This window comes from Brucella oryzae (assembly GCF_041929965.1).
GTDB classification, from domain to species: Bacteria; Pseudomonadota; Alphaproteobacteria; order Rhizobiales; family Rhizobiaceae; genus Brucella; species Brucella oryzae.
This window is the reverse complement of the sequence record NZ_JBHEEO010000001.1, coordinates 13,285-36,277: the sequence shown is the minus strand read 5'-3', so window position 1 is coordinate 36,277 and position 22,993 is coordinate 13,285. Positions and strand designations below refer to the sequence as shown.

Here is a 22,993-nt window from a genome sequence, read left to right as displayed (position 1 = left end):
TTCTTAAAATATATGAAATCTTTTCTCACCTTTAAAGGGGAAAAGTTGTTACCGGTATCAATTAACTGCGAGTTCCTCCCAGGCACGCTGCAAAAGCCTATTTCGGCCTACTGGCAAACGTCTATCCATTCGGCGCTGACCAGTTCAGCCATTTTATGCGGGGCAATGCGCACGGCGCTATTGGTCGCTCCGGCTGCGGGTACAACTTCCTCGAAACTCTTCAGCGATACATCGCAGTAAACGGGCAGAGCGCTTGGCAGACCGAACGGACATACCCCTCCGACCGGATGGCTGGTTTCAGCAAGAACGGTTTCGGCATCCAGCATGCGCGGCTTGGTTCCGAATTGATCCTTGAACTTGCGATTATCGATACGCGCATCGCCGCGCGTAACGATGAGAATGGTCTGGTCCTTGGCCGAAAAGGAAAGTGTCTTGGCAATCTGCCCCGGTTCCACACCATGCGCTTCGGCCGCCAGAACAACAGTGGCGGTACTCGTCGGCAGCTCGATCACTTCGATTTCAGGCGCTTTGGTTGCAAAAAATGCCTTTACGGAATCCAGACTCATAGCTTCCCATCTTCTTATTTTGATTATTATACTCAAGTTTATGTCGCAATAAGGAAAAGGACAAGTTCGGTCGTTTCCTTGCGGCATTTTGACAATGCATTTCTATCAGATCGAAGTCTCGATCTGCAACAATGCAGAAGGACGATGAAGGGGCAGAAGAGGTGGGACATCTCATAACACGGCAGCTTGCGGCTCCGTGTTATGAGTAGATTTTGAGGTTGGCGTCAAAGATCGACCGGACGCCCCGAAGCTTCTTCTTCCAAGGTTACAGCCACATCGGCATTGGCAGATAGTCTCACCTTGTTACCTTCGACGTCGGCAACGAAGCCGAGTTCGATATAATGATGATGGTCGCTATGCAGGCCGGAATTATCGGTCTTTTTCAGTTTGATGCGGTTTTCTTCAATGCGGTCAATTGTGCCGACATGCACACCATCGGCTCCGATGACTTCCATATCTTCCTGGATTTTCTGCTGCATGGGGAATCCTCCGTGTTGAATCATACCGGAACGGCAATCTGCGATTGAGGCTGCGTGAAAGAACTTAGTGCGGTTTCTACCGTTGGCCATGGCGTTGGCATAGAAAGTTGTACTTTGAGAGCTGGATCGAGCTTTTGTGACCGGGGCCTGCCGGTAATTTTGTTTGCCAATGTTCAGAATGCTGGCAAATGAAACAGTGCACGTTGACGCGAGAAGAAAAACTGCTAAGAAGTCACTCGCTGAGCGATTGGGCGCAAATCGATAGCTTGCTTCGGTTTGCTGCTTTTCCACACTGCGGGAAAGCATCGATAAAACAATCGCCTGGAGGGGTGGCCGAGCGGTTTAAGGCACCGGTCTTGAAAACCGGCGTGCAGGAGACTGTACCGTGGGTTCGAATCCCACCCCCTCCGCCATGCGCTCTTTCATGCATCATTGATTTGTTTTATTTTTCTTATGACTCATTTGCCTTCTGCATAGGTAATAGAAGCATGCTTTGGTTTAATTACTAAATGGAGCAAGCCCAGGATATGAAACTATCCGTAATGATCGAAATAACCGGAACAGGTCGCAGCAAATGAAAACAGGTAAGTCCGTCCTTTTGATGGGACTACCATCGCTGTTCTTTGTGTTTCTCATCACTGCGTCTTTTTTATTGCCTCTGAAAAGCGAGGCGTCACTCATCTCAGTGGACGGCCAGCTGTCATGTGATGATGAGCAGTTCAGTGAGTATAATAAATACATGCTTCAGGCAGGTGAGATGACTATTTCCAGACAGCCTGATTCCGGCACGCTTCTTCAGCAGCGAAAGATGATTGATGCATTTGACAAGCTGACGCTTCCAAAGGGCAGGACCGTCATCGCTGCGGCGCATGTCGAAACCGGAAAAGTCTATATAGAAGCCTGTAAAAACGAGAAGTGCACGATCGATGAAATGGCAAAGCCCGAACACGCATGTCTCACCGAAAACTGGAATGATTGCCCATATCTGGCAATGCAGTTCAGAGAGAAAAAGTACTGTTTTCTAAAGCCTGCGCGCGAATGATAAGGGCTTCATTGCATTGCTTACGCGATGCCTAGGATGCTTCTTCTTCGATCACATTCTGTGCGACCTGTTCGATACCGCCATTGAAGCGTTCTGCAGCGAGGAGACCGAGCCATACGGCGATGAGGCAAAGGAGGACCGAAAAACCAATATTGAACAGCGCCTTACCGGGTTGGCCAGTGCGCAGAAGATCCATCGTTTGAAGGCTGAATGACGAGAAAGTGGTGAAGCCACCGCACACGCCCACCATGAAGGTGATACGCCAGATCTCGGCTATGGGAAAGCGGCCTTGTTCCAGCGTCAAAGCGCCGAAAAACGAAATTGCGAAAGAGCCGACAATATTGATGACGATAGTGCCCCAGGGAAGTTCGCGGCTTATCGGCAACATCAAGAGGGCAAGCCAATATCGCGCTACACTTCCAATCGCTCCACCGAGCGCCACCATGAGGGTTGCTTGCATTGTTCTGTGTCCATTCAATAATGGGTGGAGGCGTGATCGATAACCTCCGGAAGCTTGATGAAATTGCTTCGAAAAGTCTTGCGACGCACTCTTCTCCTGTTCCGGCAGGAGTCATCAGCCAATTACTGGCAGTTTCGGGAGAACCCCATTCCCATCATGCACCGCGAAAGCAGTCATTGGTTTATACTGAAAATTGAGGTTAACCGTCAATCTGATGAGCGTGGATGCAGTGCCCGTCTCGATCACAAACCAGTAATTAGTTGAGCGAACCGTTCCGGCGGCTCAGTCGGCGCTTTATCGCGTCGCTTGCCCGATAGATGAACGAAGCCGGCGCTGGCAAAGTACGTCGCATGAAAGCGACCTTGCGCAGATAGGTGTCAATTTTCCAGGTTGCCCATGTGCCACCGCGAAAATAGGCAACGTCGCCAGTCCGCAGGGTACGTGTGCCGCCGTCTGCGTCTGTAACGTGGACTTCGCCTTCCAGAATATATACGGTTTCATCCCAACCGAAATACCAGCGGAAGGTGCCTGCAGTGCAATCCCAAATGGCTGTATAGGCCGCACGGTCCTTACTGGCCGATTGCTCGCTGGAACGCGCCTGCGGATTGCCCTCCAGTACCCAGTCGGGGTTGATTGGCGCCGATTTCAGTTCCATTTCCATCGCATTATCGGAGACAACAACTGGTCCCTTGGGCGCGACGTAAATCCTCGGTATCGTCCGCGCAACAGCAAGAACGGCGCTGGCAAACATGAATTTCCAAGCCATGGTTTCTCCCGATTGGCGATTATAATCCAAAATAACAGCTAATCGTCAGAAATGCGTTAAAGCTAATACGGTGGATTTGAAGTTCCTGTCATTTGCATGGCATCTGCGTTCAGGGGCTTCAAATCCGTAAACCACATCAGGGAATAAACTGACCTTTCTTTGCAATTACTTGGTATCTTTCCGATGCCTAGCATATCTTATTGATTTATTACATTTTTATAAAAACAGAAACCACTTGTTCTTCAGGAAGCGGGCGGAATGCCGCCGGAATTGCTTGACAGCAAAAATCATGCGGCGACTATGCCGTCGCGGCGGGCCGGCAGTTCGAAAAGTCTGGCACCGTTATCTGTTCCCTTCTCCACATAGCCGATGATTTTGAACCATTTCACAATGTCGGAACGGTCCAGCCAGCTTCGCGAATGGACCGGCAGATCGCCTGCCAGAGCTTGAATCTGCCGGATATGCCGCTTACAGAAACGCACTGTATTTCGGTTGAAGAATTCTTCCTTCGCCGCAAAAAGCGTTTCTGTTGCGCCGTCTGCTTCGTTCCAGGCGATGATAGCGACCGCCTTGTCGCTTTGTAGCAAAGCGTGCGCACGACCTTCCCGCAAATTCATCATTAGATTGTCATAAGCCGCCTTTGTATCCTTACCAGCGGCGATATATTCGATGGCCATGCGCCTTGAAAGGTCGTGAAAAACACTTTCAAGATCGCCGACGGTCGCTGTGCGTGCCTTCATTTTTCTGGCCTCCCTTCGTTTCACTCTGTCATGTGAGAAACACGACTTCACCATAATGGGCACTTCCAGCCACGGCTTTCAACGTAAAAAGCCGCTACTGGTTCCGATCCGTCGGAGCTGATGATCCTCCGGCACGAGGCTGTAGAGCGTCAAGCCGAAAGAGGCTCGTCTGCAGGCTGAGGGCGGAATGAGATTTCCGTCGTTTTCCTGCAACCCTATCTAAGCCGCTTCGATGTCGCGCATGGGCGGGTTTCCATAGAAGCGGCTATATTCGCGGCTGAATTGCGAAGGGCTTTGATAACCTACGCGGTGGCCAGCCGTACCGGCATCCAGCCGCTCGACCAGCATCAGTCTGCGTGCTTCGTTCAGACGCAGCTGCTTTTGATATTGAACTGGCGTCATTGCCGTGATCGCCTTGAAATGATGGTGAAAGGACGACGCGCTCATATTGACGTGCTCGGCAAGCTGTTCGATCCGCAATGGTGCGGCAAAGTTTTGCCGAAGCCATGCGATTGCCCGCGCTATCCGGTTAGCCTGGCTGTCGGCAGTTGCGATATTGATCAGTCGTTCGCCGCCCGGACCTGTCAGAAGACGATAGAGAATTTCCTGTTCGATCAGAGGGGCCATCACTGGAATGTCGGCAGGGCTGTCGAGAAGGCGCAGCAGACGCAGGGCCGCATCCAGCAGTCCCGCAGGCGCGGCATTGACGGCGATGCCCCATTGATCGCCGTCGGTCATCATGTGCCTGCGAACGTCGGCGCGCCCGATCAGGTCGGTGAGCTTTTCGCTGTCGATGGCGAGGGCCAGACAAAGATGCGGCGCTTCCGGGCTTGCCTCCACCACCCGCCATGTGACGGGCAGGTCGAGTGACGTCACCAGATATTCGCCCTTGGTGTAGTTGATCGTCTCGGAACCGAGACGCAGGGATTTCGCGCCCTGCAGAACCATGGCGAGACAGGGCCGATAGCTGCTATGGCATGGGATGCTTGGCGTTGTCCGCCTGCTGATCCCCAGACCTTCGATTGGTGTGCGATATTCACCGTCCTGTCCGGTGAAACGCTCAGCCAGAGCGGCCAGCTCATTATAGGTGTCTCTCAGTGACGTCATAGGTGATCCGCTTCAGATGAGATAGAGTACAGCAATTATTGATCAGGCAGGCATACATCAGCAATCGTGAAGCAGGCAGTTTTGCAGGATCGTGCAAGAAGCTTGCAGGATTGGTCTACCGCATCTGCCCTTGCTTCCGGCATATTCCGTGTGCTTTCCAAACCCAATAAATGGAGACTAACATGGCCATAGCAAGAGGTTACGCTGCTACGGATGCAGATGAACCGTTGGTTCCGTTCACTTTTGAACGACGTGAACCCAATGCGGATGACGTGGTCATCTCGATCCAGTATTGCGGTGTTTGCCATTCCGACATCCATACCGTCCGTAATGAATGGAAGAATGCCGTTTATCCTATTGTTCCGGGACATGAAATCGCGGGCATTGTCACTGCAGTCGGCGAAGCGGTCACCAAGTTCAGGGTCGGTGACAAGGTAGGCGTCGGCTGCTTCGTGGATTCCTGTGTCGGCTGCGCCAGCCGCGATGTGGACAACGAGCAGTATCTTCCGGGCCTCATCCAGACCTACAATACATTCGATGCGGAGGGAAAGGAGCGGACGCAGGGCGGATATTCCGACCATATCGTCGTCAAGGAAGGCTATGTCCTTTCCATGCCGGATAATCTTCCGCTCGATGCAGCGGCACCGCTGCTTTGTGCTGGCATTACGCTCTACTCGCCGCTACGTCACTGGAATGCCGGTCCCGGCAAGCGGGTCGCAATCATCGGCATGGGTGGGCTCGGGCATATGGGCGTCAAGCTCGCCAATGCCATGGGTGCGCATGTAACGGTTCTGAGCCAGTCACTTTCCAAGAAGGAAGACGGCCTCAGACTTGGTGCCCACGAGTATTATGCCACCAGTAATCCTGCCACCTTCGAGAATCTGGCAGGATCGTTCGATCTCATCATCTGCACGGTTGGCGTTGCCATTGACTGGAATGCTTATCTTGGCCTGCTCAAGGTAAATGGCACGATGGTTGTGGTCGGCGCTCCGGAGCATATGGTGCCGGTGCATGCGTTTTCGCTCATTCCCGGTCGCAAGTCGCTCGCAGGATCGATGATCGGCTCGATCAAGGAAACGCAGGAAATGCTGGACTTCTGCGGTCAGCACAACATTGTTTCGGAAATCGAGAAGATCAATATCCAGCAGGTCAACGAAGCCTATGAGCGCGTTCTAAAGAGCGACGTGCGCTATCGTTTCGTCATCGATATGGCATCGCTGGCAGCTTAAATCGATAGCCTGCACGGCACTTCTTCACGGTGCCGTGCAGGCGAAATTGCGTATCAATTAGCCCTGGTTACATCGTTATCTGCGCCGGAGATCGAGATTGTCGGTTCGGTGGAGCCGTCGGCAAGCGACCAGGTCACCTGATGGTTGGCGCCGCTGACGTCGAATTGCGAAGGTCCATCGATCTTCACATTGACGATGTTCTCTGCGCCCGATACCTCCAGAACTGAAGGTTCCGTTCCTTTCTTCAAGGTCGCGGTTACCAGATTGTTCGACACTTCCACGATCAGATTTTGCGTTGCTCCGCCTGAAACCGTGTTGTTCGTTCCGGATATCGAAATCTTCCGGGTGTTTTCAAAGGTCACCTTATGGGAAACGCCGTGAACGGTCACGTGGCCGCATTCTCCCATGAGCTTGACGGTATTCTCCGCACCGTAGATCCCGACATCTCCAGATTCACAGGTGATTTCCCTGCCGAGGCCCACACCTTCGATTTTCTGTTCGTCGGCAAAAGACGAGGCAGCAGCAAGAAGTGTCAGACTGCTTGTGATCAGTGCAATTTTCAACATCTCGATCTCTTTTACCAAACCCATATGCGGCGATTATTAACCATATCATATCTGTTCTGTATAGATACGACATCATGTCAGTCGATGCCTGCTCGATATATGCATATTATTTATCGCTTATTATCGAGAGCTGAACTACACTTGACTGTGCAACGCGCATGCGGTGGGGGAGCGCTCATTGGGACTCGATCAGAACACGATGTTTTTTGCGGCAGGCATCTGCTCTTTGGCGGTCGCGGCGACGATCCTGAGTGTCTGGTATCAGAACTCACGTGACAAATTTCTGCTCTGGGGCTGCCTCGGCATGATTTTGCTCGGCACGGGGGCTGTGCTTTACTATGCGGGGCCTTTGCCGCTGGCCACGGCCTCCATTGTCGCTTTCGGTCTGGAGAGCGTTGGTTTCATCTTCCTGATCGTCGGATCGCGGCAGATTTCCGGACGTCCGATAAAACGGAGCTTTCTGTTCGTTCTGGCGATTGCCGTCATATGCGCAACGACGCTGCCTATTCTGGCCGGACAGACGGGCACCGGCACGGCGATCTTCAACCTGACTTCGGCTCTGTTACTCCTGCTAACGGTAAAGGAATATTTCCATGTCTATCGGGAAGCGCCGGTCCCGGTCATAGGCATGATCGTTCTTTATACCCTGACGGCGGTTTCGTTCTTTCTGTGCGGCGCTGTCATCCTGCATGAACGACAATGGATCATGACTGCGATCCCGAGCAATTGGGCCGAAGATATCAATGCCATTACCGTCATCATTGGTATTACGGGCATTGGCGCGCTGTCACTGAATTTCACCCAGTCGCGCATTGCGCGCCGTCATGCCAACGAGGCACGCACCGACAGTCTGACCGGACTGCTGAACCGACGCGCGCTTTACGACGTGTTGGACGATAATGAACTGCAGCTCGGGGATTCAGTCGTGATCTTCGATCTCGATGCGTTCAAATCCATCAATGATACGCATGGTCACATTGTAGGCGATCAGGTGCTGGGCACCTTCTCCGATGTTCTGCGCAGCCATGTCAAAGGCGCGGCCCTCATCTCTCGTATCGGCGGCGAGGAGTTCGTTCTGATCCTGAGGCAGAAGCATAATAGCGATGTTCTCGCTCTGGCCGACACCATCCGCAAAGCTTTTGCAGCGATTGCCTTCGAGGCTTCGGCTGGAGAATTTTCAACGACGACCAGTGCCGGAATTGCTTTTTGTACACCGGGAGACGATGATTTCCAGATGGTCTTCCGCAGGGCCGATGCCGCACTTTATCGCGCCAAGCATATGGGCCGTAATAAGGTCTGCACGGAACTGCACAGCGTCGCCTGAGTTCTTCCACATGAAAAAGGGCCTGAAATCAGGCCCTCAGATTGATTACAAACCCCTCGATTTTTGGAAGCAGTCAAAAACGAGGGGTTTTGATTCCGATTTGTTCACGTTCTGAATCTGGGACGTTCCGTGAATCTGAGGTCATTTTGACCCTGCCGGAGGTTTGTCAGCAGCCTGAGGGCCTGAAATCAGGCCCTTTTCACTTTTTATTCCGTCATGATGTCATGTCCCGAAGCGCTCTTCGCTGAGCGCTGCGGCCATCAGGGCTTTGGTGTAATCTTCGCGTGGATGATCGAAGACCTGTCCGGTATCGCCCTGTTCGACGATTTTTCCGTTCTTCATCACGATCACATAGTCCGAGACCGCACGCACGACCGCCATATCGTGGCTGATGAAGAGGTAAGAGAGGCCATAATCCTTCTGGAGGTCGCGCAGCAGGGTGACGATCTGCTTCTGTACCGAACGGTCCAGCGCACTTGTCGGCTCATCAAGAACGATCACACGCGGTTTCAGGATCATCGTGCGCGCAATGGCGATGCGCTGGCGCTGGCCACCGGAAAACTCATGCGGATAGCGGTTGCGCATGGCCGGGTCCATGCCAACCTCCCGCAAGGCTTCCTGCGCACGGCGATCACGTTCCTTTGCCGAAAGGTTCGGTTCGTGGATCAGAAGCCCTTCGGTGATGATGCGCCCAACGGTCATGCGCGGGCTGAGCGAACCGAACGGATCCTGAAAGACGAGCTGCAATTCGCGGCGCTTCGGACGCATTGCCTGCGATTCCGTCGGCAATTCCTTGCCAAGATAAGCAATGCGACCTTCTGACGGGAGAAGACGCAGAATGGCGCGGCCAAGCGTTGATTTGCCGGAACCGGATTCACCTACGATACCGATGGTCTGGCCTTCCTTCAGCGTCAGCGAGACATTGTTGACGGCTGTGAGATAGTTTGCAGCGCCAATCCATGGCTTGTTGATGAGGAAATTGACCTTCACATTGTCTGCGCGCACAAGCACCGGGGAATCGTCGCGGGGAGGGGCCTTTTCACCTTCCGGCTCCGCATCGAGCAGCATCTTCGTATAGGGATGCTCCGGCGTGGTGAAGAGCTTTTCCGTATCGTTGGTTTCAACCACTTCGCCCGAACGCATCACATAGACCCGGTCGGCAAAGCGCCGCACGATGCCAAGATCGTGCGTGATGAAGACCACTGCCATGCCAAGCCGCTTTTGCAGGTCGGCTAGCAAGTCGAGAATCTGCGCCTGAATGGTGACGTCGAGCGCGGTCGTCGGTTCGTCCGCGATCAGGATGTCGGGTTCGTTGGCAAGCGCCATGGCGATCATGACGCGCTGGCGCTGCCCGCCCGACAGTTCATAAGGGTAGCTGTCGATGCGCCGCTCCGGTTCGGGAATGCCAACCAGCTTGAGCAGTTCAAGAATGCGCGGGCGCGCCTGCTTCCTGTTCATGCCGCGATGATAGCGAAGCGGTTCGGCAAGCTGGTCGCCGATCCGGTAAAGCGGATCGAGCGAGGTCATCGGCTCCTGAAAGATCATGGTGATCTTTGCGCCGCGGATATTGTTCAGCTTCTTTTCGGACATGCCGATCAGATCCTGGCCGCGATAGAGCGCCTGGCCAGTCGCCTTGCCGTTCTGGGCCAGAAGACCCATCATCGCCATGGTGGTCTGGCTCTTGCCGGAGCCGGATTCGCCCACAATGGCGATGGTTTCTCCGGCTTTGACGTCGAGATCGATGCCGCGCACGGCCTCCACCGGCCCGTCATGCGTGTCGAAGGTAACGCGCAGGTCGCGCACGCTCAGAATGTTTTCGACTGTCATCTCAGCGGTCCTTCGGGTCAAGGCTGTCGCGCAGGCCGTCGCCAAGGAAGTTCAGCGCAAACAGGATGATGGTGAGCGTTACAGCAGGCCAGATCAATTGCCAGCTTGCGCCGCGCATGTTCTGGGCACCTTCGGAAATCAGCAGCCCCAGAGAGGTGAGGGGATCCTGAACGCCGAGGCCGAGGAAGGAGAGGAGACTTTCAAGCAGGATTGCCTTCGGCACCAGAAGCGTCACGAAAACGATAACCGGGCCGAGCGCATTGGGAATGATATGGCGGGTGATGACGCCGCGCCGCGTCGCGCCAAGCGCTTCCGCCGCCTGCACGAATTCCTGACGCTTGAGGCTCAACGTCTGTCCGCGCACGATGCGCGCCATATCCAGCCATTCCGTCGCGCCAATGGCGATGAAGATGATGAAAATGGATCGTCCGAAGAAGACGAGCATCAATATCACGAAGAAGATGAATGGCAGCGAATAGAGAATATCGACCAGCCGCATCATCACATTGTCGATGCGCCCGCCAAGATAGCCGGAAATCGCGCCATAGCCGACGCCGAGCACCAGAGCCATGGCCGAGGCAAGCAGACCGATGGCGAGCGACATGCGCACGCCTATGAAGATGCGTGTCATCAGATCGCGGCCCAGATTATCGGTGCCGAGCAGGAAGTAATTGCGCGCCACGTTGAGGGTCAGCTTGCCGCTGAGACCGTCCGCGGCCAGTTCGATCTTCGGGTTGCTGAAAAGATCGGAGCGCTGGAAATAACGCAGCACACGTTCATCGGTAGGACGTTGCGACGTTACATCGACAACAAGCTTATCGCCGGAGAGTTCCGGTTCGCCGGACGCTTTCAGTCGTGCGCGGGCGAGTTCCCGTTCAAGGCCCGGCATGACCGTGTCTTCACGCGGATAGGCCTCAAGGCTGGGTGCTACACGCACGAATTGCGGATAAATCTTGTCATAGGGGTGAGGGCTCAGCATCGGGCCGAATATGCCCATAAAAGCCATCAGAAGAAGGACAATGGCGCTTGCCACGGCAGCCTTGTTCTTGCGCAGGCGCAGCCATGCATCCTGCCAGAGTGAGCGGCTGGGAACCTCCAGCTGGGCTGTTTCCGTCGGTACAGAAAGATCAGTCATAGCGAACCCTCGGATCAAGCCATGCATAAAGAAGATCGACGATCAGGTTGAAGACCACGACGAAGACCGAAATAACGACAACGGTTCCCATGACGAGGGTGTAATCGCGGCTGAGCGCCCCCTGCACGAAATAGCGACCGATGCCCGGAATGCCGAAAATCGTCTCGACCACGACCGAACCCGTGAGAAGGGCTGCAGCGGTTGGGCCAAGATAGGAGACGGCAGGGAGCATGGCGGCGCGCAAGGCGTGCACGCCCACAACTACGCGCGAAGGCAGGCCATAGGCGCGGGCGGTGCGCACGTGATTGGCGCGCAATGCTTCGATGGTCGCGCCGCGCACGAGGCGCGCAATGACGCCGACTTGCGGCAATGCAAGTGTCAGAACCGGCAATATCCAGTAGGTTATATTGGCCGACGACCAGCCGCCCGCCGGAACCCATCCGAGAATGACGCCGAACAGGAGACTGAGGAGGGGGGCCACCACGAAGTTGGGCGTGGTGATGCCGAATGTAGCCAGCGCAACGACAAAATAGTCGATGGCCGAATTCTGTTTCAGCGCGGCCAGCGTGCCGAGAAACGTTCCGATGATTGCGGCAAGCGTCAGGCCGAGGGTGCCGAGCATGATTGAAACCGGCAGGCCGGAAGCGAAAAGATCGTTCACGGTGAAATCGCGTCGCGTGAAGCTCGGTCCAAGATCGCCGTGCAGAAGGTTGCCCAGATAAATCAGATACTGCTGCCACAGCGGCGCATCCATATTATAGGCTTTTTTGAGGTTCTCCAGGATCAATGGATCAATCGGCCTTTCAAGGTCGAAGGGGCCGCCGGGCGCAAGCCGGATCAGAAAGAACGTCAGCGTGATGATGATGAATATCGTGGGTATCGCACTACCCAATCGTCGGAGCGTATAGCCCAGCATGTTTTTGTCCCTTCTTTGCCGAACTGCCTTGGGACGGTTCGGCAAATCCCACTAAGGGTATCTTTTGTTTTAGTTTTTAATCGACAGCCACCGCGTGGCATGTGAGTTCATGAGGTTATTGTCGTAACCCTGAACCTTGTCGGCGACCAATGCGGTTGATGAGTAATAGAGCAGTGGAACGACACTGGCGCCTTTAAGAAGAATCTTTTCGGCATCGGCGAGTACCTTTGCTCTTGCGTCGAGATCAGTCATGGTTGCGGCTTTTGCCATCAATGCGTCATAGTCTTTGTTCGACCATTGGGCATAATTGAAATAGCTGTTGCTCTTGAACAGCTCCAGGAATGAATTGGGATCGTTATAGTCCCCGATCCATCCGTCGCGGGCGATATCGAACATGCCCTTCTCTTGGAGATAGTTAAAATAGGTCGTCGCATCGACCTCGTTGAGTGAGGCATTAATGCCGATATCCTTCAACATATCGGCAATTGCCGCCATTGTATTCTTGTGGTTTTCAGAAGTGCCATACCTCAGTTCGACCGAAAGACTTCCAGGCGTGACGCCAGCTTCCTTCAAAAGTTTTTTGGCCTCATCCTGACGGTCCAGAATATCTTCATCGGCAAAGGAAAGGCGGGGCGTTTCCTTGACGTAATCTGCAATTCCGGGTGGTACCATCGAATATCCTGGCAGCATGATACCTCGCCAGACCTCTTCCGAGAGGAAATGGCGGTCAATCGCCATTGAAATAGCGTCTCTTACACGTGGATCGCGCAATTTGCTGTCGGGCTTTCCCTTGATGTCGATATAATAGACTCCGAGATAGGGGGCGTGACGGAATTGCTTGCCAAAATTCTTCTTCACATAATCCATCTGCTCAGCCGCGACATCGGAACAGATGTCGACCTCTTTTGCCTCAAACCGGCGCATACAGCTTGAGCGATCCTGGAATGGTATCCAGTTCACCTGATCGATCTGCACATGGCTGGCATCCCAGTAATAGGGATTCTTTTTCATGACGATCTTGTCATTGGGATTGAAGCTGACAAGTTCATAAGCGCCATTGCTGATCATTTTTCCGGGCTGAGTGAACTTGCTGCCATATTCCTTGACCGCCTTCGGATTTACTGGATAGGCCGTATTGTGCGTCAAGAGCTGAATGAAATAGGGGGCGGGGTCTTTCAGCGTAATCTGTAGGGTCTTGTCATCGAGCGCTTTGACGCCGAGCTGGTCTACCGGCATTTTGCCTGTCGCTATCTGTTCGGCGTTCTTGATTGCATAAAAGACGCTGGCATAGCCGGCAGCGGTTTTGGGGTCCATAAGACGGCGAAACGAGAACTCGAAATCACCCGCCGTAACGGGATCTCCATTCGACCATTTGGCGTTTTCACGCATGTGAAATGTATAGGTAAGACCGTCTTTCGAAACTTCCCATGACGAGGCTGCACCGGGGATTGCCTCTCCTTTCGCATCCTGTGCGACAAGACCTTCGTAAAGATCCTTTAGAACGCGGTCCTCCTGAACCGTTGTGGTGAGTTGTTGATCCAGAGTAGAAGGATCTGCGTCGTTGCCGCGATTAATAACTGTTTCAGCCGAAGCGGAGCCAGCCAGTAAGGCAAGGCAAACACCAGCCAATAAAGCTCTGCGAGACATTGAGAAAACTCCCATATAATTTTTAAATAAACCGCCCCGTAAAAAGAGGGACCCTTCGGCTTCTCTGACCGAAAGAAAAAAGGGCCGCGCCGACAGGCGCAGCCCAAGCTGAAAATTTATTGTTTAAACGAGAGCCAGCGCGTCTTGTGGCTGTCCATCAGGTTGTCGTTCCAACCGTCGATCTTGTCCGAAACGAGGGCGCGCGACGAATAGTAAAGAATTGGAATATTGCTCATCTCATCGAGCTTCAGTTGTTCGGCTTCGGCCAGAACCTTTGCGCGCTCGTTGAGATCGGTAATTTTTTCGGCCTTCGCCAGCAGCGCGTCGTAATCGGCGTTCTTCACCTTGGAATAGTTGAAGCTCACATTGCTCTGGCTGATATAGAGGAAATTCTGCGGATCGTTATAGTCGCCGATCCAGCCGGCGCGGGCAATATCGAACGGACCGTCTTCACGCAGGAAGTTGAAATAGGTAGCACCTTCGGTTTCGTTGAGTTTGGCCTTGATACCGATATTGCCAAGCTGATCGGCGATGGCGGCCATCGTGTTCTTGTTGTTTTCCGAGGTGTTGTACAGCAGTTCGATCGAAAGCGTGTTCGGCTCGACGCCCGCTTCCTTCAACAGCGCCTTGGCCTTGTCCTCACGATCCAGCATATCGTCGGAATAGTCGAGTTTCGGCGCATCCTTCACATAATTGGCGATGCCGGGCGGAACCATCGAATAGCCCGGAAGCATAGTGCCCTGCCAGACCTGATCGGCGATGAAGTCACGGTCGATGGCCATGGAAATCGCCTGTCGGACGCGCGGATCCTTCAGCTTGCTGTCCGCGGTCTTGCCCTTGACCGGCAGGTAATAGACGCCGAGATAGGGCGCCATGCGGAATTCCTTGGACAGGTTCTTCTTCACATAGTCCATCTGCTCGGCCGGAACGTCGGAGCAGATTTGCACTTCCTTGGCCTCGAAGCGGCGCATGCAGCTTGCGCGGTCCTCGAAGGGTATCCAGTTGACCGTATCGATCTTCACTTGATCCGCTTCATAATAATGCGGATTCTTCTTCATCACGATCTTGTCGTTCGGGGTGAAGCTCTCCAGCATATAGGCGCCGTTCGTCACCATCTTGCCGGGCGTGGTGAACTTGTCGCCATTTTCCTCGACGCTTTTCTGGTTCATCGGGAAGCCGGTCTGGTGGGTCAGAAGCTCGAGAAAGTACGGAGCAGGGGCGTTCAACGTGATCTTGAGCGTGTGGTCATCAACGGCTTCGACGCCAAGCTGGTCGGTCGGCTTTTTGCCGCCGGCAATATCTTCGGCATTCTTGATGATGAACAGCATGCTGGCATAGCCGGCGGCCGTCTTCGGGTCCATCAGGCGGCGGAAGGTGAACTGGAAATCTCCAGCTGTAACCGGATCGCCGTTCGACCATTTTGCATCGTCACGCAGATGGAAAGTGTAAACCGTGCCGTCCTCGGAAATATCCCAGGATTTCGCCACGCCGGGAATGGCCTTTCCGTCGGCATCCTGAATGGTCAGGCCGTCATAGAGGTCGCGCAGCACATTGCCTTCCGCAATAGTGGACGTGCGGTGATGGTCCAGCGTCGCCGGATCGGTGTCGTTGCCGCGATTGAGAACGACTTCAGCCGAAGCTGCACCAGCCAGCGCCAGAAGACACACACCTGTCAGTAGAAATTTACGATACACTTGAGAACCCCTCCTTTGAAATTTTTGAAATGGCTCGCATCTTATGGATAAGAACGCCACTTGCAAGAGAACTTATCAACGCTTTGACTTAATTAATATATTCCTGTTTTCTTGCGAAATTTATGCACTGATGTTCTGGTACGGAATTCTCTACTTTCACCGGATTTACAAAGCAGAATGGCTGCTGAACACACCTGAAAAATGCCGTAATTTCCATGATTTGCGGCTTTCGAATGTCAACTTGATCGGTATTGAAAAAAGTGTTGATTCGCTAAAAGTTACACCGACGGTTCATGGCTGCGTCATAATAGTCATTTGGCGCCGTCGCTTCCCAATCTCCTACTGTTTAGTTCCATAATACATATTATGTGATCGATGTGCGCATCAGGGGTGGGTTCTATTTCAAACTGCAACTTCTCCATGAGATCGGTATCCGTAGACCTGAAACTTAACCGTTAATGTTATTGAAAATCGAGCCACGTGGCTTTATGCGAAAGCAATCTTCCATATTTTTCCATGGCAGAGACGTAATGAAATTTTGTTTGCCGGGCTTCGCAGGAAATCTATTGCGCCGGGCTGACAACCGCATCGGAGGAGATGTCAGAATGGATTTCACCCTGACACGCCGTCAGACATTGATGGGGTTTGGCGCGCTGGGGATCAGCACGGCTTTGGGCTCCCCTGCTCGCGCTGCCACGCGCAATCTGGCTGTGCTTCATCTGGCAAGCCACGCGCCAAGTTATATTGCGCATGAGCGCGGTTATTTCAAAGATGCCGGGCTTGATATCGAACTGAAATTCTTCGAAGCCGCCCAGCCCATGGCTGTCGCCATTGCTTCCGGCGATGCCGATTTTGGCGTAACCGCGATGAGCGGCGGCCTTATCAGCCTGGCTGACAAGGGCGCGATCAAGGTCATCGGCGGTGCGCTTGCAGAAGAAAAAGGCATTACGGGAAACGTCATCCTGGCCTCTAACAAGTCCTATGAAGCTGGGCTTACGGAACCGTCCAAGCTGGCGGGACACAGTTTCGGCATCACCACGGCTGGATCGTCATTCCATTTCATGGCGCACAAGATCGCCAAGGCCAATAATATTCCGCTTTCTGAAATCCAGCTCCGCCCGCTGCAGAAGCTCGGCGCCGTGGTCGGCGCCCTGTCAACCGGGCAGATCGATTCCTGGGCCATTCAGCCCAATATCGCCAAGAAGCTTATCCGCGAAGGCGCTGCAAAGCAGATCGGCCTCGTCTCTGATTACGCGCCGGATTATCAGGTCACGACGGCATTTACGTCCACAAAGAATGCGAGCGACGAGCGCGCCATGACGGAAGCCTTCGTCAAAGCCTATTCCAGGGCAATCGATGATTATAATGCGGCCTTCGTCGACAACACGGCAGACGATGCCGCGCGCGACGACATCGCAAAGATCGTGCACAAATATGTCGAAAGCGACAGCCCGTTCGAGACCGCCAAGCAGAACCTGATCGATGGCGCGATGCGCATCAACAAGGGGCTTGCCCTGTCGCTGAATAGCTGCGTGGAGCAGTTGGACTGGTTCCGGTCCGAAGGCATGGTCAAGGAAGCTGTCACACAGGAAAAGCTGTTCGACACATCCTACGTCAAGACAATCTGAGACCGGCTGAATTTCGCTGAGACTGAACATTCCGTGCCCGGCGCATAATGTCGGGCACGAAGACTGGAGTGGAAATGGATCTGCAACTTAAGAATATCAGCCATTTTTATGGTCCGGTCGAAGTTCTGAAAGATATATCGCTTACCATCCCGCAAGGGCAGATTGTCTGCCTGATCGGTCCTTCGGGCTGCGGAAAGTCCACGCTTCTGCGTTTTCTGGGTGGCCTTGAAAAGCCATCCTCGGGCGAGGTGCTGCAGATCGGCTCGCCGCCGAAGGAGTCGCTCAATCCCCTCACCTATGTTTTCCAGCATTTTGCGCTGCTGCCATGGCGTAGCGTAGAAGGAAATATCAAGCTGGTGCTGGAGGATCACGGTCTTGGCCGGGCGGAAATGGACAGGATCGTGACCAATGTGCTGGAGCGCACCCGGCTATCGGATTTCCGGCAGGCTCTGCCGAAGCAATTGTCGGGCGGCATGCGCCAGCGCGTGGCGATTGCGCGCGCCTTGTCGGTGCGCCCCGCCGTCATGCTGATGGATGAACCCTTGTCGGCGCTTGATAGCCAGACGCGGGAACTGCTGATGGACGACCTGATCACGCTGTGGACGCGCCAGCCATTTACCTCGGTCTATGTCACGCACAATCTCAACGAGGCGGTCCGACTTGGCCATCGGGTCGTGGTGCTTTCGCGCAGGCCGGGACGGATCAGGGAAATTGTCGACATCGATATTCCCCTTTCCGAACGCCATCTTGGCGACCCCGTTCTTGAAGAAAAACAGAAGCAGCTCTGGGAGCTGATGCGGGCGGAAGCGCAGGCGGCAGATCAGGAGTTGATCAATGGTTGAGATCGCAGAAATGAAGCAGCCCGGCCCGGATGTTCGCCCCGTTCCTTTCCGGGGCGGCGGCTTTGCGCCCCAACCAGTGCGCCATATGGCCCTGATCCTGTTCGTGGCGCTGCTGGCGCTCGCGGAAATCGGAACCCGCAGCGGCTTCATATCCAATCTGACATTGCCGCGCCCTTCCGCCGTGCTGGAAACCTTCGTCCAGCTCTGGCAGACCGGTCTCTTGTGGCAACATCTGCTGCCATCGCTGCGGCGGCTTATCGTCGGTGCAAGCCTTGGCATCGCGGTCGGTGTCGGTCTCGGCGTAATGATTGGCTTGTTCAGCTATGTACGCGCCGGTCTGGTGCCGCTTGTGGCCGCCCTCTTCCCGATCCCCAAGATCGCTCTCCTGCCGCTCTTCGTGATCTGGTTCGGTATCGACGAGATGTCGAAATACATGCTCATTGCCTTCGGCACCTTTACGCCCACCGTCGTCGCCACTTACGGCGCAGTCGATAATGTAGATCGTTCGCTTGTGCGCATGGGCCAGAGTTTCGGCCTTGGATGGTGGTCGATCGTGCGCAAGATCATCCTGCCCGGCGCATTTCCTGCGATCCTGTCCGGGTTGCGGGTGTCGATCTCCATCGCCATCATTCTGCTGGTCGCAGCCGAAATGCTCGGCGCCCAGTTCGGTGTCGGTTCCTATATTCTTGAAGCCGGATCGCTCTACGACCTTGAAAAGCTGTTTGCCGGGGTTACAATCCTGTCGGTGATGGGACTGATCGTCAATTTCATCATCGGGCAAATTGAGAAACGCTTCCTGACCTGGCGAAGCTGATTCAAGTAATTTGTAGAGAACGGTCTCGGCTTTGGAACGCCTGTCGCATCCACAGCGGCAAAGCGCTCTAACGGCAGATCATATACCAAGCTTTAGACGTCAATCGCGGCAGCAACTTACCTTTGCCAGATCGGCCACACCGATGATGCCGGCATCCGTTCCCAGTTCAGCGGCAACAAGATCGGGAATCATGACAGCGGGATGGTTGGCAAGCGCTTCGCGCAGCCTATCGAGGAAGCCGTCTGCCAGGCCAACCCCACCGCCAATCACCACGCATTCGGGGTCGATGACTGCCTGCAAACCCGCAATGGCGGCGGCCAGATGCAAGGCCGCATCCTGAAGAATGCCATGCGCCCAGCTTTCGCCTGCCGCAGCAGCGCAAAAAACCGCACGCGCATCGCCCGCATGACCCACTTCAAGCGCCCTTTTGGCAATGCCGAAACCGGAGCCCAAAGTTTCCAACCTCACGAGCCCCGATGATCCGGCGACCGGCACCTGCCCCAGGCTTCCGGCAATGCCGCGCGCACCGCGCAGCAGGCGTCCATTGAGAACGATACCGCCGCCAATACCGCTGGAAATCGTGAGAAACACCATGTCGCGCCTGCGCGCCGCGCCGAAGCGATATTCGCCCCATGCCGCCGCCTGCGCATCATTGACCACCTCGACGGGAACGCCAAGCACTGCCCCAATCTTGCGCCCCAGCGGATAATCCTGCGGGATGGCAAGTGTTCCGGGATTGAGCGAAGACCACCCTTCCCCGTCCACGCGTCCCGTCACGGCGATTGCTGCGCGCTGATAGCGCCCATGCCAGCCGGATGCGAGACTGGTTATGGCTTCGATCCATTGTTCGCCGCCAACCGGAACAGGGGTTGCCATGACCCGGCGTTCCACGATTTCCCGGCCCCGGACCAGCGCCGCCAGCGTCTTGGTTCCACCGATATCGAAGGCAAGCACCGGCGATGACGGCTTTGCCGCACTTTCAACGGCATCGCGGAACCAGCCGGTGATATGTTCAGGCCTCGTAATGGCAGAGCCGACAACCACGGCGTCCGCTCCAGCAAGAATCGCTTCGCCTGCCTGCTGCGGGCTATTGTAACGTCCCTCCGCGATGAGAAAGCCACCCAGACGAGAACAGTGCGTGACCAGATCGAGGTCCGGGTCTTTGGGCGTCGGCGCTTCATCCGTATAGCCTGACATTGTGGTGCCGATAATGTCGGCGCCTGCGGCCAGAGCACTTTGTGCTTCCGCGAGAGTGGAAATATCGGCCATGGCGATCCGCCCCCGCCGCTTGATTTCGGCAATCAACTCCGCTGCGGGAACGGAGCGCGGCCGATCTGTCGCATCAACCGCCACAATGGCCGCACCCGCATCGCAAAGCGCCTTCACATCTTCCAGAAAGGGCGTGATACGAACAGGACTGTCATCAAGGTCACGCTTGATAAGACCGATCACCGGCAGATCGCCTGCCTGCACGACCGCCGTGACGTTGGCTGCACCTTCGATGCGCAATCCGCTTGCTCCAGAAGCCCCGACTGCCTGCGCATAAGCGACGACCGAAGCCACATTATCAAACGGGCTTCCCGGCACCGGCTGACATGAGACGATAAGCCTGCCCCGCAGTCTGTCGAATATCGCTTCGCTCATGCTCCATTCCTTCTCCGCATCCTGTGGCAAGCCGCGCATTCGCGCGATAGCCCCTTCGCTCGAACCGCCATTTCGCGTATCTCCCATGATGGTCGAATAACTGATTTCTAAATATCCGATTGACAGATATCCTACAAGTGGATAATTGATGGTTGTCAGCTCAATCGGAGTCCCGCATGTCCAAACCGGAGACGAAGATGAAAAACCCGATCAAGCCCCTGAAGCGCGCACCTTTGCTGCACGTATCGGTTCAGGAGAGCCTGCGTGCCTATATCGAGGATAACGGCCTTAAGGCGGGCGCGCCCCTTCCGCCGGAAGGCGAGCTTGCCGCGCAACTTGGCGTCAGCCGCAATTCGGTGCGCGAGGCGATCAAGGCGCTGGAATCGGTGGGCGTGCTGGAATCGCGCCGGGGCATCGGCGTCTTCGTGAAAGCCTTCTCTTTTGAGCCCCTGCTGGAGAACCTGGCCTACGGCCTTGGCGATGCCTTGCGGCAGATCGAGGAAGTAACCGCTATTCGCCGGGCTCTGGAAGTCGGCCTCATCGACAAGACGCTTGAATTGATCGGTGAAGACGACATCAGGGAACTGCGCGACACGCTGGAGAAAATGCGGCAGCGTGCAGAGCGTGGCGAAGGTTTTCCTGAAGAGGACAGGCACTTTCACCAGCTTTTGTTCCGCTGTCAGGACAATGAAATGCTGCTTCGCCTGATCGAAGTGTTCTGGCTTGCCTTCTACAAGGCATCGAATTTCATGAACCTGGAGAATATCGATCCAATAACGACATGGCGCGATCATGTCGCAATCGTGGATGCGATCGAAGCAGGCGATGTGGTCGCCGTGCGCAAACAGCTCGACCGCCACTATTCGGGCATCAATCAGGTGATCGCCCTCAACAGAACCGCTTCATTGACTGGGAGGAAAACATGAGGTTGCGTAATTTTTATTCAGCACTTGCCCTATCGGCAGCGGTTCTCACCGGGCCGCTTTATGCTGTTGCGCCAGCCATGGCCGCAGGCACGATTTCCGGCGGGTTCGACGTCGGACCCGGCGGCTTTCAGGGAAATTTCAATCCACTGGCCGCGACGGGCGGCTTCACATGGCTCGTCACCTATTTCGAACCGCTGGTGATATACGACGACAAGCTTGAAAACATCGTGGGCGATTTGGCGGAATCCTTCGAGATAAGCCCCGACCAGTTGACCTATACTTTCAAGCTTGCTGACGCCAAATGGCATGACGGCAAGCCGTTTACATCGAAGGATGCGAAATTCACCTTCGACCTCGCCAGGGACGGCAAGACAGGATCGGTTTTCGCCGCCCGGCTCGCTTCCATCGCATCGGTGGACACGCCCGATGAAAAGACCCTGGTGATAAAGCTCAAGGACCCGAGCCCCTCCATGCTCGACACACTCACGAAAGTGATGATGTTGCCCGAACATGCGCTGGCGTCCATCCCGCCCGAACAGCTTGCCAAGAACGCCTGGTGGTCCAGTTCACCGATTGGGACCGGCCCGTTCAAATTCAACAAATATGTTGCCGATCAATATGTCGAACTTGCCGCCAACCCCGATTATCGCGGCGGCAAACCTCAGGTGGACAAGCTCATCAATCGTTATTTCGCCGATCCGGCTGCGGCCATCGCTGCACTGCGTTCCGGTGAAATCCAGTTCACTTACGTCGATTCCAATGATGTTTCGACTTTCAGTAGCGACAACGCCTTTCACGTGATCGAAGGCGACTCCTTCGTGGTCAACTATGTCGGCTTCAATCAGGAGGTTCCGCTCTGGAAGGACCTCAAGATCCGACAAGCCTTCATGTACGCGATCAACCGCGATGCAATCATCCAGAGCCTTTATGGCGGCGCGGCCAAGCCCGCAAACTGCGTCTATGTTGCCGACCGTCTGGTGCCGAAGGAGATCGATGCCTATGCATATGACCCCGAAAAGGCCAAGCAGCTTCTCAATGAGGCAGGTTGGGACAAGATCAATGGCGACAAGCCGATCCCCATCCTGACCTATTACAATTCGCCGCTCGTCGCCAATGTGCTGGCCGCGATGCAGGCTATGCTGGCACAGGTCGGCATCAACATCGTTCCGCGCACGGTCGATACCCCGACCTATAATTCCATCGTTTACAAGCAGGGCGGCAATGCGGGTGAGTTTCCGCTGATCTTCGCCGGTCTGCAGAACGGCCCTGATCCGTCCAATATCAATATCGGCCTCAACGAAAAGCAGATTCCGCCCGCAGGCTCCAACATAATGCGCATCCGTATGCCGGAAGTGACGCAGGCGCTTGACGCTGCCCTTGCCGAAACGGACGCCGCCAAGCGCGATGCACGCTATCAGGATGTCTGCAAGGCGACCAATGCCAATCTTCCCTGGGGTACGATGTGGGTTGCCAACCGCTACGGCGTGGCATCCAACAAGCTCAAGGATTTTGTCTGGATACCTGCACCGGCTGGCGGCCCCTATCAGGCCCATCCGGAAAAGTGGTCGATAGCCGAATAACAGCGCTCCATTTGCAACCAGACAGGGCTGACGGCGACTTGTAAAGACGCCGTCCCGGCCC

At 54.9% G+C, this 22,993-nt stretch carries 22 protein-coding genes, 1 tRNA gene and 1 riboswitch; of the genes, 10 read left to right on the top strand and 13 right to left on the bottom strand.

Annotation, left to right across the window (positions count from 1 at the left end):
• Positions 1–107: 107 nt before the first annotated feature.
• A complete protein-coding gene (locus JNC70_RS00180; protein ID WP_104756847.1) occupies positions 108–566 on the bottom strand; it encodes a YbaK/EbsC family protein in 459 nt (152 codons plus the stop codon).
• 224 nt (positions 567–790) lie between these two features.
• Positions 791–1,045, bottom strand: a complete 255-nt coding sequence (locus tag JNC70_RS00175; protein WP_104756846.1) for a DUF2171 domain-containing protein — start codon at positions 1,043–1,045, stop codon at positions 791–793.
• A 323-nt stretch (positions 1,046–1,368) separates the two neighbouring features.
• On the opposite strand from JNC70_RS00175, the gene JNC70_RS00170 reads away from it, so the two are divergent.
• Together JNC70_RS00170 and JNC70_RS00165 are read left to right on the top strand one after the other, a co-directional pair.
• Positions 1,369–1,458, top strand: a tRNA-Ser gene (locus JNC70_RS00170).
• 161 nt (positions 1,459–1,619) lie between these two features.
• On the top strand, positions 1,620–2,087 hold the full coding sequence (locus JNC70_RS00165) for a hypothetical protein (protein ID WP_104754589.1): 468 nt from the start codon (positions 1,620–1,622) through the stop codon (positions 2,085–2,087).
• Positions 2,088–2,118: 31 nt separating this feature from the next.
• Here JNC70_RS00165 and crcB read toward each other — a convergent pair whose 3' ends face one another.
• The 4 genes from crcB to JNC70_RS00145 form a co-directional block, all read right to left on the bottom strand.
• Positions 2,119–2,547: a fluoride efflux transporter CrcB gene (crcB, locus tag JNC70_RS00160; RefSeq protein ID WP_104754588.1), complete on the bottom strand. Its 429-nt coding sequence runs from the start codon at positions 2,545–2,547 to the stop codon at positions 2,119–2,121.
• A 98-nt stretch (positions 2,548–2,645) separates the two neighbouring features.
• Positions 2,646–2,709, bottom strand: a riboswitch (Fluoride riboswitch).
• Positions 2,710–2,803: 94 nt separating this feature from the next.
• The gene (locus JNC70_RS00155; RefSeq protein WP_104754587.1) at positions 2,804–3,313 is read right to left on the bottom strand and encodes a cupin domain-containing protein; all 510 of its coding nucleotides are present in this window, start codon (positions 3,311–3,313) and stop codon (positions 2,804–2,806) included.
• Between the two features lie 287 nt (positions 3,314–3,600).
• A complete protein-coding gene (locus JNC70_RS00150) occupies positions 3,601–4,053 on the bottom strand; it encodes a hypothetical protein (protein WP_104754586.1) in 453 nt (150 codons plus the stop codon).
• Positions 4,054–4,272: 219 nt separating this feature from the next.
• Positions 4,273–5,160, bottom strand: a complete 888-nt coding sequence (locus JNC70_RS00145; protein WP_104754585.1) for an AraC family transcriptional regulator — start codon at positions 5,158–5,160, stop codon at positions 4,273–4,275.
• A gap of 182 nt (positions 5,161–5,342) precedes the next feature.
• Here JNC70_RS00145 and JNC70_RS00140 point away from each other — a divergent pair, with 182 nt between their 5' ends.
• Positions 5,343–6,389: an NAD(P)-dependent alcohol dehydrogenase gene (locus JNC70_RS00140; protein WP_104754584.1), complete on the top strand. Its 1,047-nt coding sequence runs from the start codon at positions 5,343–5,345 to the stop codon at positions 6,387–6,389.
• A gap of 53 nt (positions 6,390–6,442) precedes the next feature.
• Here JNC70_RS00140 and JNC70_RS00135 read toward each other — a convergent pair whose 3' ends face one another.
• The gene (locus JNC70_RS00135) at positions 6,443–6,955 is read right to left on the bottom strand and encodes a DUF3060 domain-containing protein (protein WP_104754611.1); all 513 of its coding nucleotides are present in this window, start codon (positions 6,953–6,955) and stop codon (positions 6,443–6,445) included.
• A gap of 178 nt (positions 6,956–7,133) precedes the next feature.
• Between JNC70_RS00135 and JNC70_RS00130 the strand changes: the two genes are divergently transcribed.
• Positions 7,134–8,279: a GGDEF domain-containing protein gene (locus JNC70_RS00130; RefSeq protein WP_104754583.1), complete on the top strand. Its 1,146-nt coding sequence runs from the start codon at positions 7,134–7,136 to the stop codon at positions 8,277–8,279.
• Positions 8,280–8,323: 44 nt separating this feature from the next.
• Entirely contained in the window at positions 8,324–8,527 is a 204-nt protein-coding gene (locus JNC70_RS00125; RefSeq protein WP_374788534.1) for a hypothetical protein, read from the top strand.
• On the opposite strand, the gene JNC70_RS00120 is transcribed toward JNC70_RS00125, so the two are convergent.
• The 5 genes from JNC70_RS00120 to JNC70_RS00100 form a co-directional block, all read right to left on the bottom strand.
• On the bottom strand, positions 8,502–10,106 hold the full coding sequence (locus JNC70_RS00120) for an ABC transporter ATP-binding protein (RefSeq protein ID WP_104754582.1): 1,605 nt from the start codon (positions 10,104–10,106) through the stop codon (positions 8,502–8,504). The two genes, JNC70_RS00125 and JNC70_RS00120, sit on opposite strands and share 26 nt — an antisense overlap.
• Before the next feature lies 1 nt (position 10,107).
• Entirely contained in the window at positions 10,108–11,241 is a 1,134-nt protein-coding gene (locus tag JNC70_RS00115; protein WP_104754581.1) for an ABC transporter permease, read from the bottom strand.
• Positions 11,234–12,157: an ABC transporter permease gene (locus tag JNC70_RS00110; RefSeq protein ID WP_104754580.1), complete on the bottom strand. Its 924-nt coding sequence runs from the start codon at positions 12,155–12,157 to the stop codon at positions 11,234–11,236. The genes JNC70_RS00115 and JNC70_RS00110 overlap by 8 nt, the downstream gene beginning before the upstream one ends.
• 69 nt (positions 12,158–12,226) lie before the next feature.
• Positions 12,227–13,804 carry a peptide ABC transporter substrate-binding protein gene (locus JNC70_RS00105; RefSeq protein WP_104754579.1) on the bottom strand — a complete coding sequence of 526 codons (1,578 nt, stop codon included), beginning with the start codon at positions 13,802–13,804 and terminating at the stop codon, positions 12,227–12,229.
• Between the two features lie 116 nt (positions 13,805–13,920).
• Positions 13,921–15,498, bottom strand: coding sequence for a peptide ABC transporter substrate-binding protein (locus JNC70_RS00100; RefSeq protein WP_104754578.1), 1,578 nt, complete (start codon positions 15,496–15,498; stop codon positions 13,921–13,923).
• A 605-nt stretch (positions 15,499–16,103) separates the two neighbouring features.
• On the opposite strand from JNC70_RS00100, the gene JNC70_RS00095 reads away from it, so the two are divergent.
• From JNC70_RS00095 to JNC70_RS00085, 3 genes are all read left to right on the top strand, one after another.
• Complete coding sequence (locus JNC70_RS00095; RefSeq protein ID WP_104754577.1) at positions 16,104–17,126, top strand: ABC transporter substrate-binding protein; 1,023 nt, start codon at positions 16,104–16,106, stop codon at positions 17,124–17,126.
• A gap of 74 nt (positions 17,127–17,200) precedes the next feature.
• A complete protein-coding gene (locus tag JNC70_RS00090; protein ID WP_104754576.1) occupies positions 17,201–17,968 on the top strand; it encodes an ABC transporter ATP-binding protein in 768 nt (255 codons plus the stop codon).
• On the top strand, positions 17,961–18,782 hold the full coding sequence (locus tag JNC70_RS00085) for an ABC transporter permease (protein WP_104754575.1): 822 nt from the start codon (positions 17,961–17,963) through the stop codon (positions 18,780–18,782). The genes JNC70_RS00090 and JNC70_RS00085 overlap by 8 nt, the downstream gene beginning before the upstream one ends.
• A gap of 99 nt (positions 18,783–18,881) precedes the next feature.
• On the opposite strand, the gene JNC70_RS00080 is transcribed toward JNC70_RS00085, so the two are convergent.
• Positions 18,882–20,426, bottom strand: coding sequence for a putative N-acetylmannosamine-6-phosphate 2-epimerase (locus JNC70_RS00080; protein ID WP_104754610.1), 1,545 nt, complete (start codon positions 20,424–20,426; stop codon positions 18,882–18,884).
• A gap of 176 nt (positions 20,427–20,602) precedes the next feature.
• Here JNC70_RS00080 and JNC70_RS00075 point away from each other — a divergent pair, with 176 nt between their 5' ends.
• Positions 20,603–21,352 carry a FadR/GntR family transcriptional regulator gene (locus JNC70_RS00075; protein ID WP_104754574.1) on the top strand — a complete coding sequence of 250 codons (750 nt, stop codon included), beginning with the start codon at positions 20,603–20,605 and terminating at the stop codon, positions 21,350–21,352.
• Positions 21,349–22,932, top strand: a complete 1,584-nt coding sequence (locus JNC70_RS00070; RefSeq protein WP_104754573.1) for an ABC transporter substrate-binding protein — start codon at positions 21,349–21,351, stop codon at positions 22,930–22,932. The genes JNC70_RS00075 and JNC70_RS00070 overlap by 4 nt, the downstream gene beginning before the upstream one ends.
• Positions 22,933–22,993: the final 61 nt, after the last annotated feature.

What these genes read in the sequence shown, in the direction of transcription:
- JNC70_RS00085 (WP_104754575.1), top strand. Translation starts at nt 17,961, where the DNA reads ATGGTTGAGATCGCAGAAATGAAGCAGCCCGGCCCGGATGTTCGCCCC.
- JNC70_RS00110 (WP_104754580.1), bottom strand. Translation starts at nt 12,157, where the DNA reads ATGCTGGGCTATACGCTCCGACGATTGGGTAGTGCGATACCCACGATA.
- JNC70_RS00175 (WP_104756846.1), bottom strand. Translation starts at nt 1,045, where the DNA reads ATGCAGCAGAAAATCCAGGAAGATATGGAAGTCATCGGAGCCGATGGT.
- JNC70_RS00180 (WP_104756847.1), bottom strand. Translation starts at nt 566, where the DNA reads ATGAGTCTGGATTCCGTAAAGGCATTTTTTGCAACCAAAGCGCCTGAA.
- JNC70_RS00135 (WP_104754611.1), bottom strand. Translation starts at nt 6,955, where the DNA reads ATGTTGAAAATTGCACTGATCACAAGCAGTCTGACACTTCTTGCTGCT.
- JNC70_RS00090 (WP_104754576.1), top strand. Translation starts at nt 17,201, where the DNA reads ATGGATCTGCAACTTAAGAATATCAGCCATTTTTATGGTCCGGTCGAA.
- JNC70_RS00075 (WP_104754574.1), top strand. Translation starts at nt 20,603, where the DNA reads ATGTCCAAACCGGAGACGAAGATGAAAAACCCGATCAAGCCCCTGAAG.
- JNC70_RS00080 (WP_104754610.1), bottom strand. Translation starts at nt 20,426, where the DNA reads ATGAGCGAAGCGATATTCGACAGACTGCGGGGCAGGCTTATCGTCTCA.
- JNC70_RS00145 (WP_104754585.1), bottom strand. Translation starts at nt 5,160, where the DNA reads ATGACGTCACTGAGAGACACCTATAATGAGCTGGCCGCTCTGGCTGAG.
- JNC70_RS00140 (WP_104754584.1), top strand. Translation starts at nt 5,343, where the DNA reads ATGGCCATAGCAAGAGGTTACGCTGCTACGGATGCAGATGAACCGTTG.
- JNC70_RS00115 (WP_104754581.1), bottom strand. Translation starts at nt 11,241, where the DNA reads ATGACTGATCTTTCTGTACCGACGGAAACAGCCCAGCTGGAGGTTCCC.
- JNC70_RS00105 (WP_104754579.1), bottom strand. Translation starts at nt 13,804, where the DNA reads ATGTCTCGCAGAGCTTTATTGGCTGGTGTTTGCCTTGCCTTACTGGCT.
- JNC70_RS00070 (WP_104754573.1), top strand. Translation starts at nt 21,349, where the DNA reads ATGAGGTTGCGTAATTTTTATTCAGCACTTGCCCTATCGGCAGCGGTT.
- crcB (WP_104754588.1), bottom strand. Translation starts at nt 2,547, where the DNA reads ATGCAAGCAACCCTCATGGTGGCGCTCGGTGGAGCGATTGGAAGTGTA.
- JNC70_RS00165 (WP_104754589.1), top strand. Translation starts at nt 1,620, where the DNA reads ATGAAAACAGGTAAGTCCGTCCTTTTGATGGGACTACCATCGCTGTTC.
- JNC70_RS00120 (WP_104754582.1), bottom strand. Translation starts at nt 10,106, where the DNA reads ATGACAGTCGAAAACATTCTGAGCGTGCGCGACCTGCGCGTTACCTTC.
- JNC70_RS00150 (WP_104754586.1), bottom strand. Translation starts at nt 4,053, where the DNA reads ATGAAGGCACGCACAGCGACCGTCGGCGATCTTGAAAGTGTTTTTCAC.
- JNC70_RS00155 (WP_104754587.1), bottom strand. Translation starts at nt 3,313, where the DNA reads ATGGCTTGGAAATTCATGTTTGCCAGCGCCGTTCTTGCTGTTGCGCGG.
- JNC70_RS00095 (WP_104754577.1), top strand. Translation starts at nt 16,104, where the DNA reads ATGGATTTCACCCTGACACGCCGTCAGACATTGATGGGGTTTGGCGCG.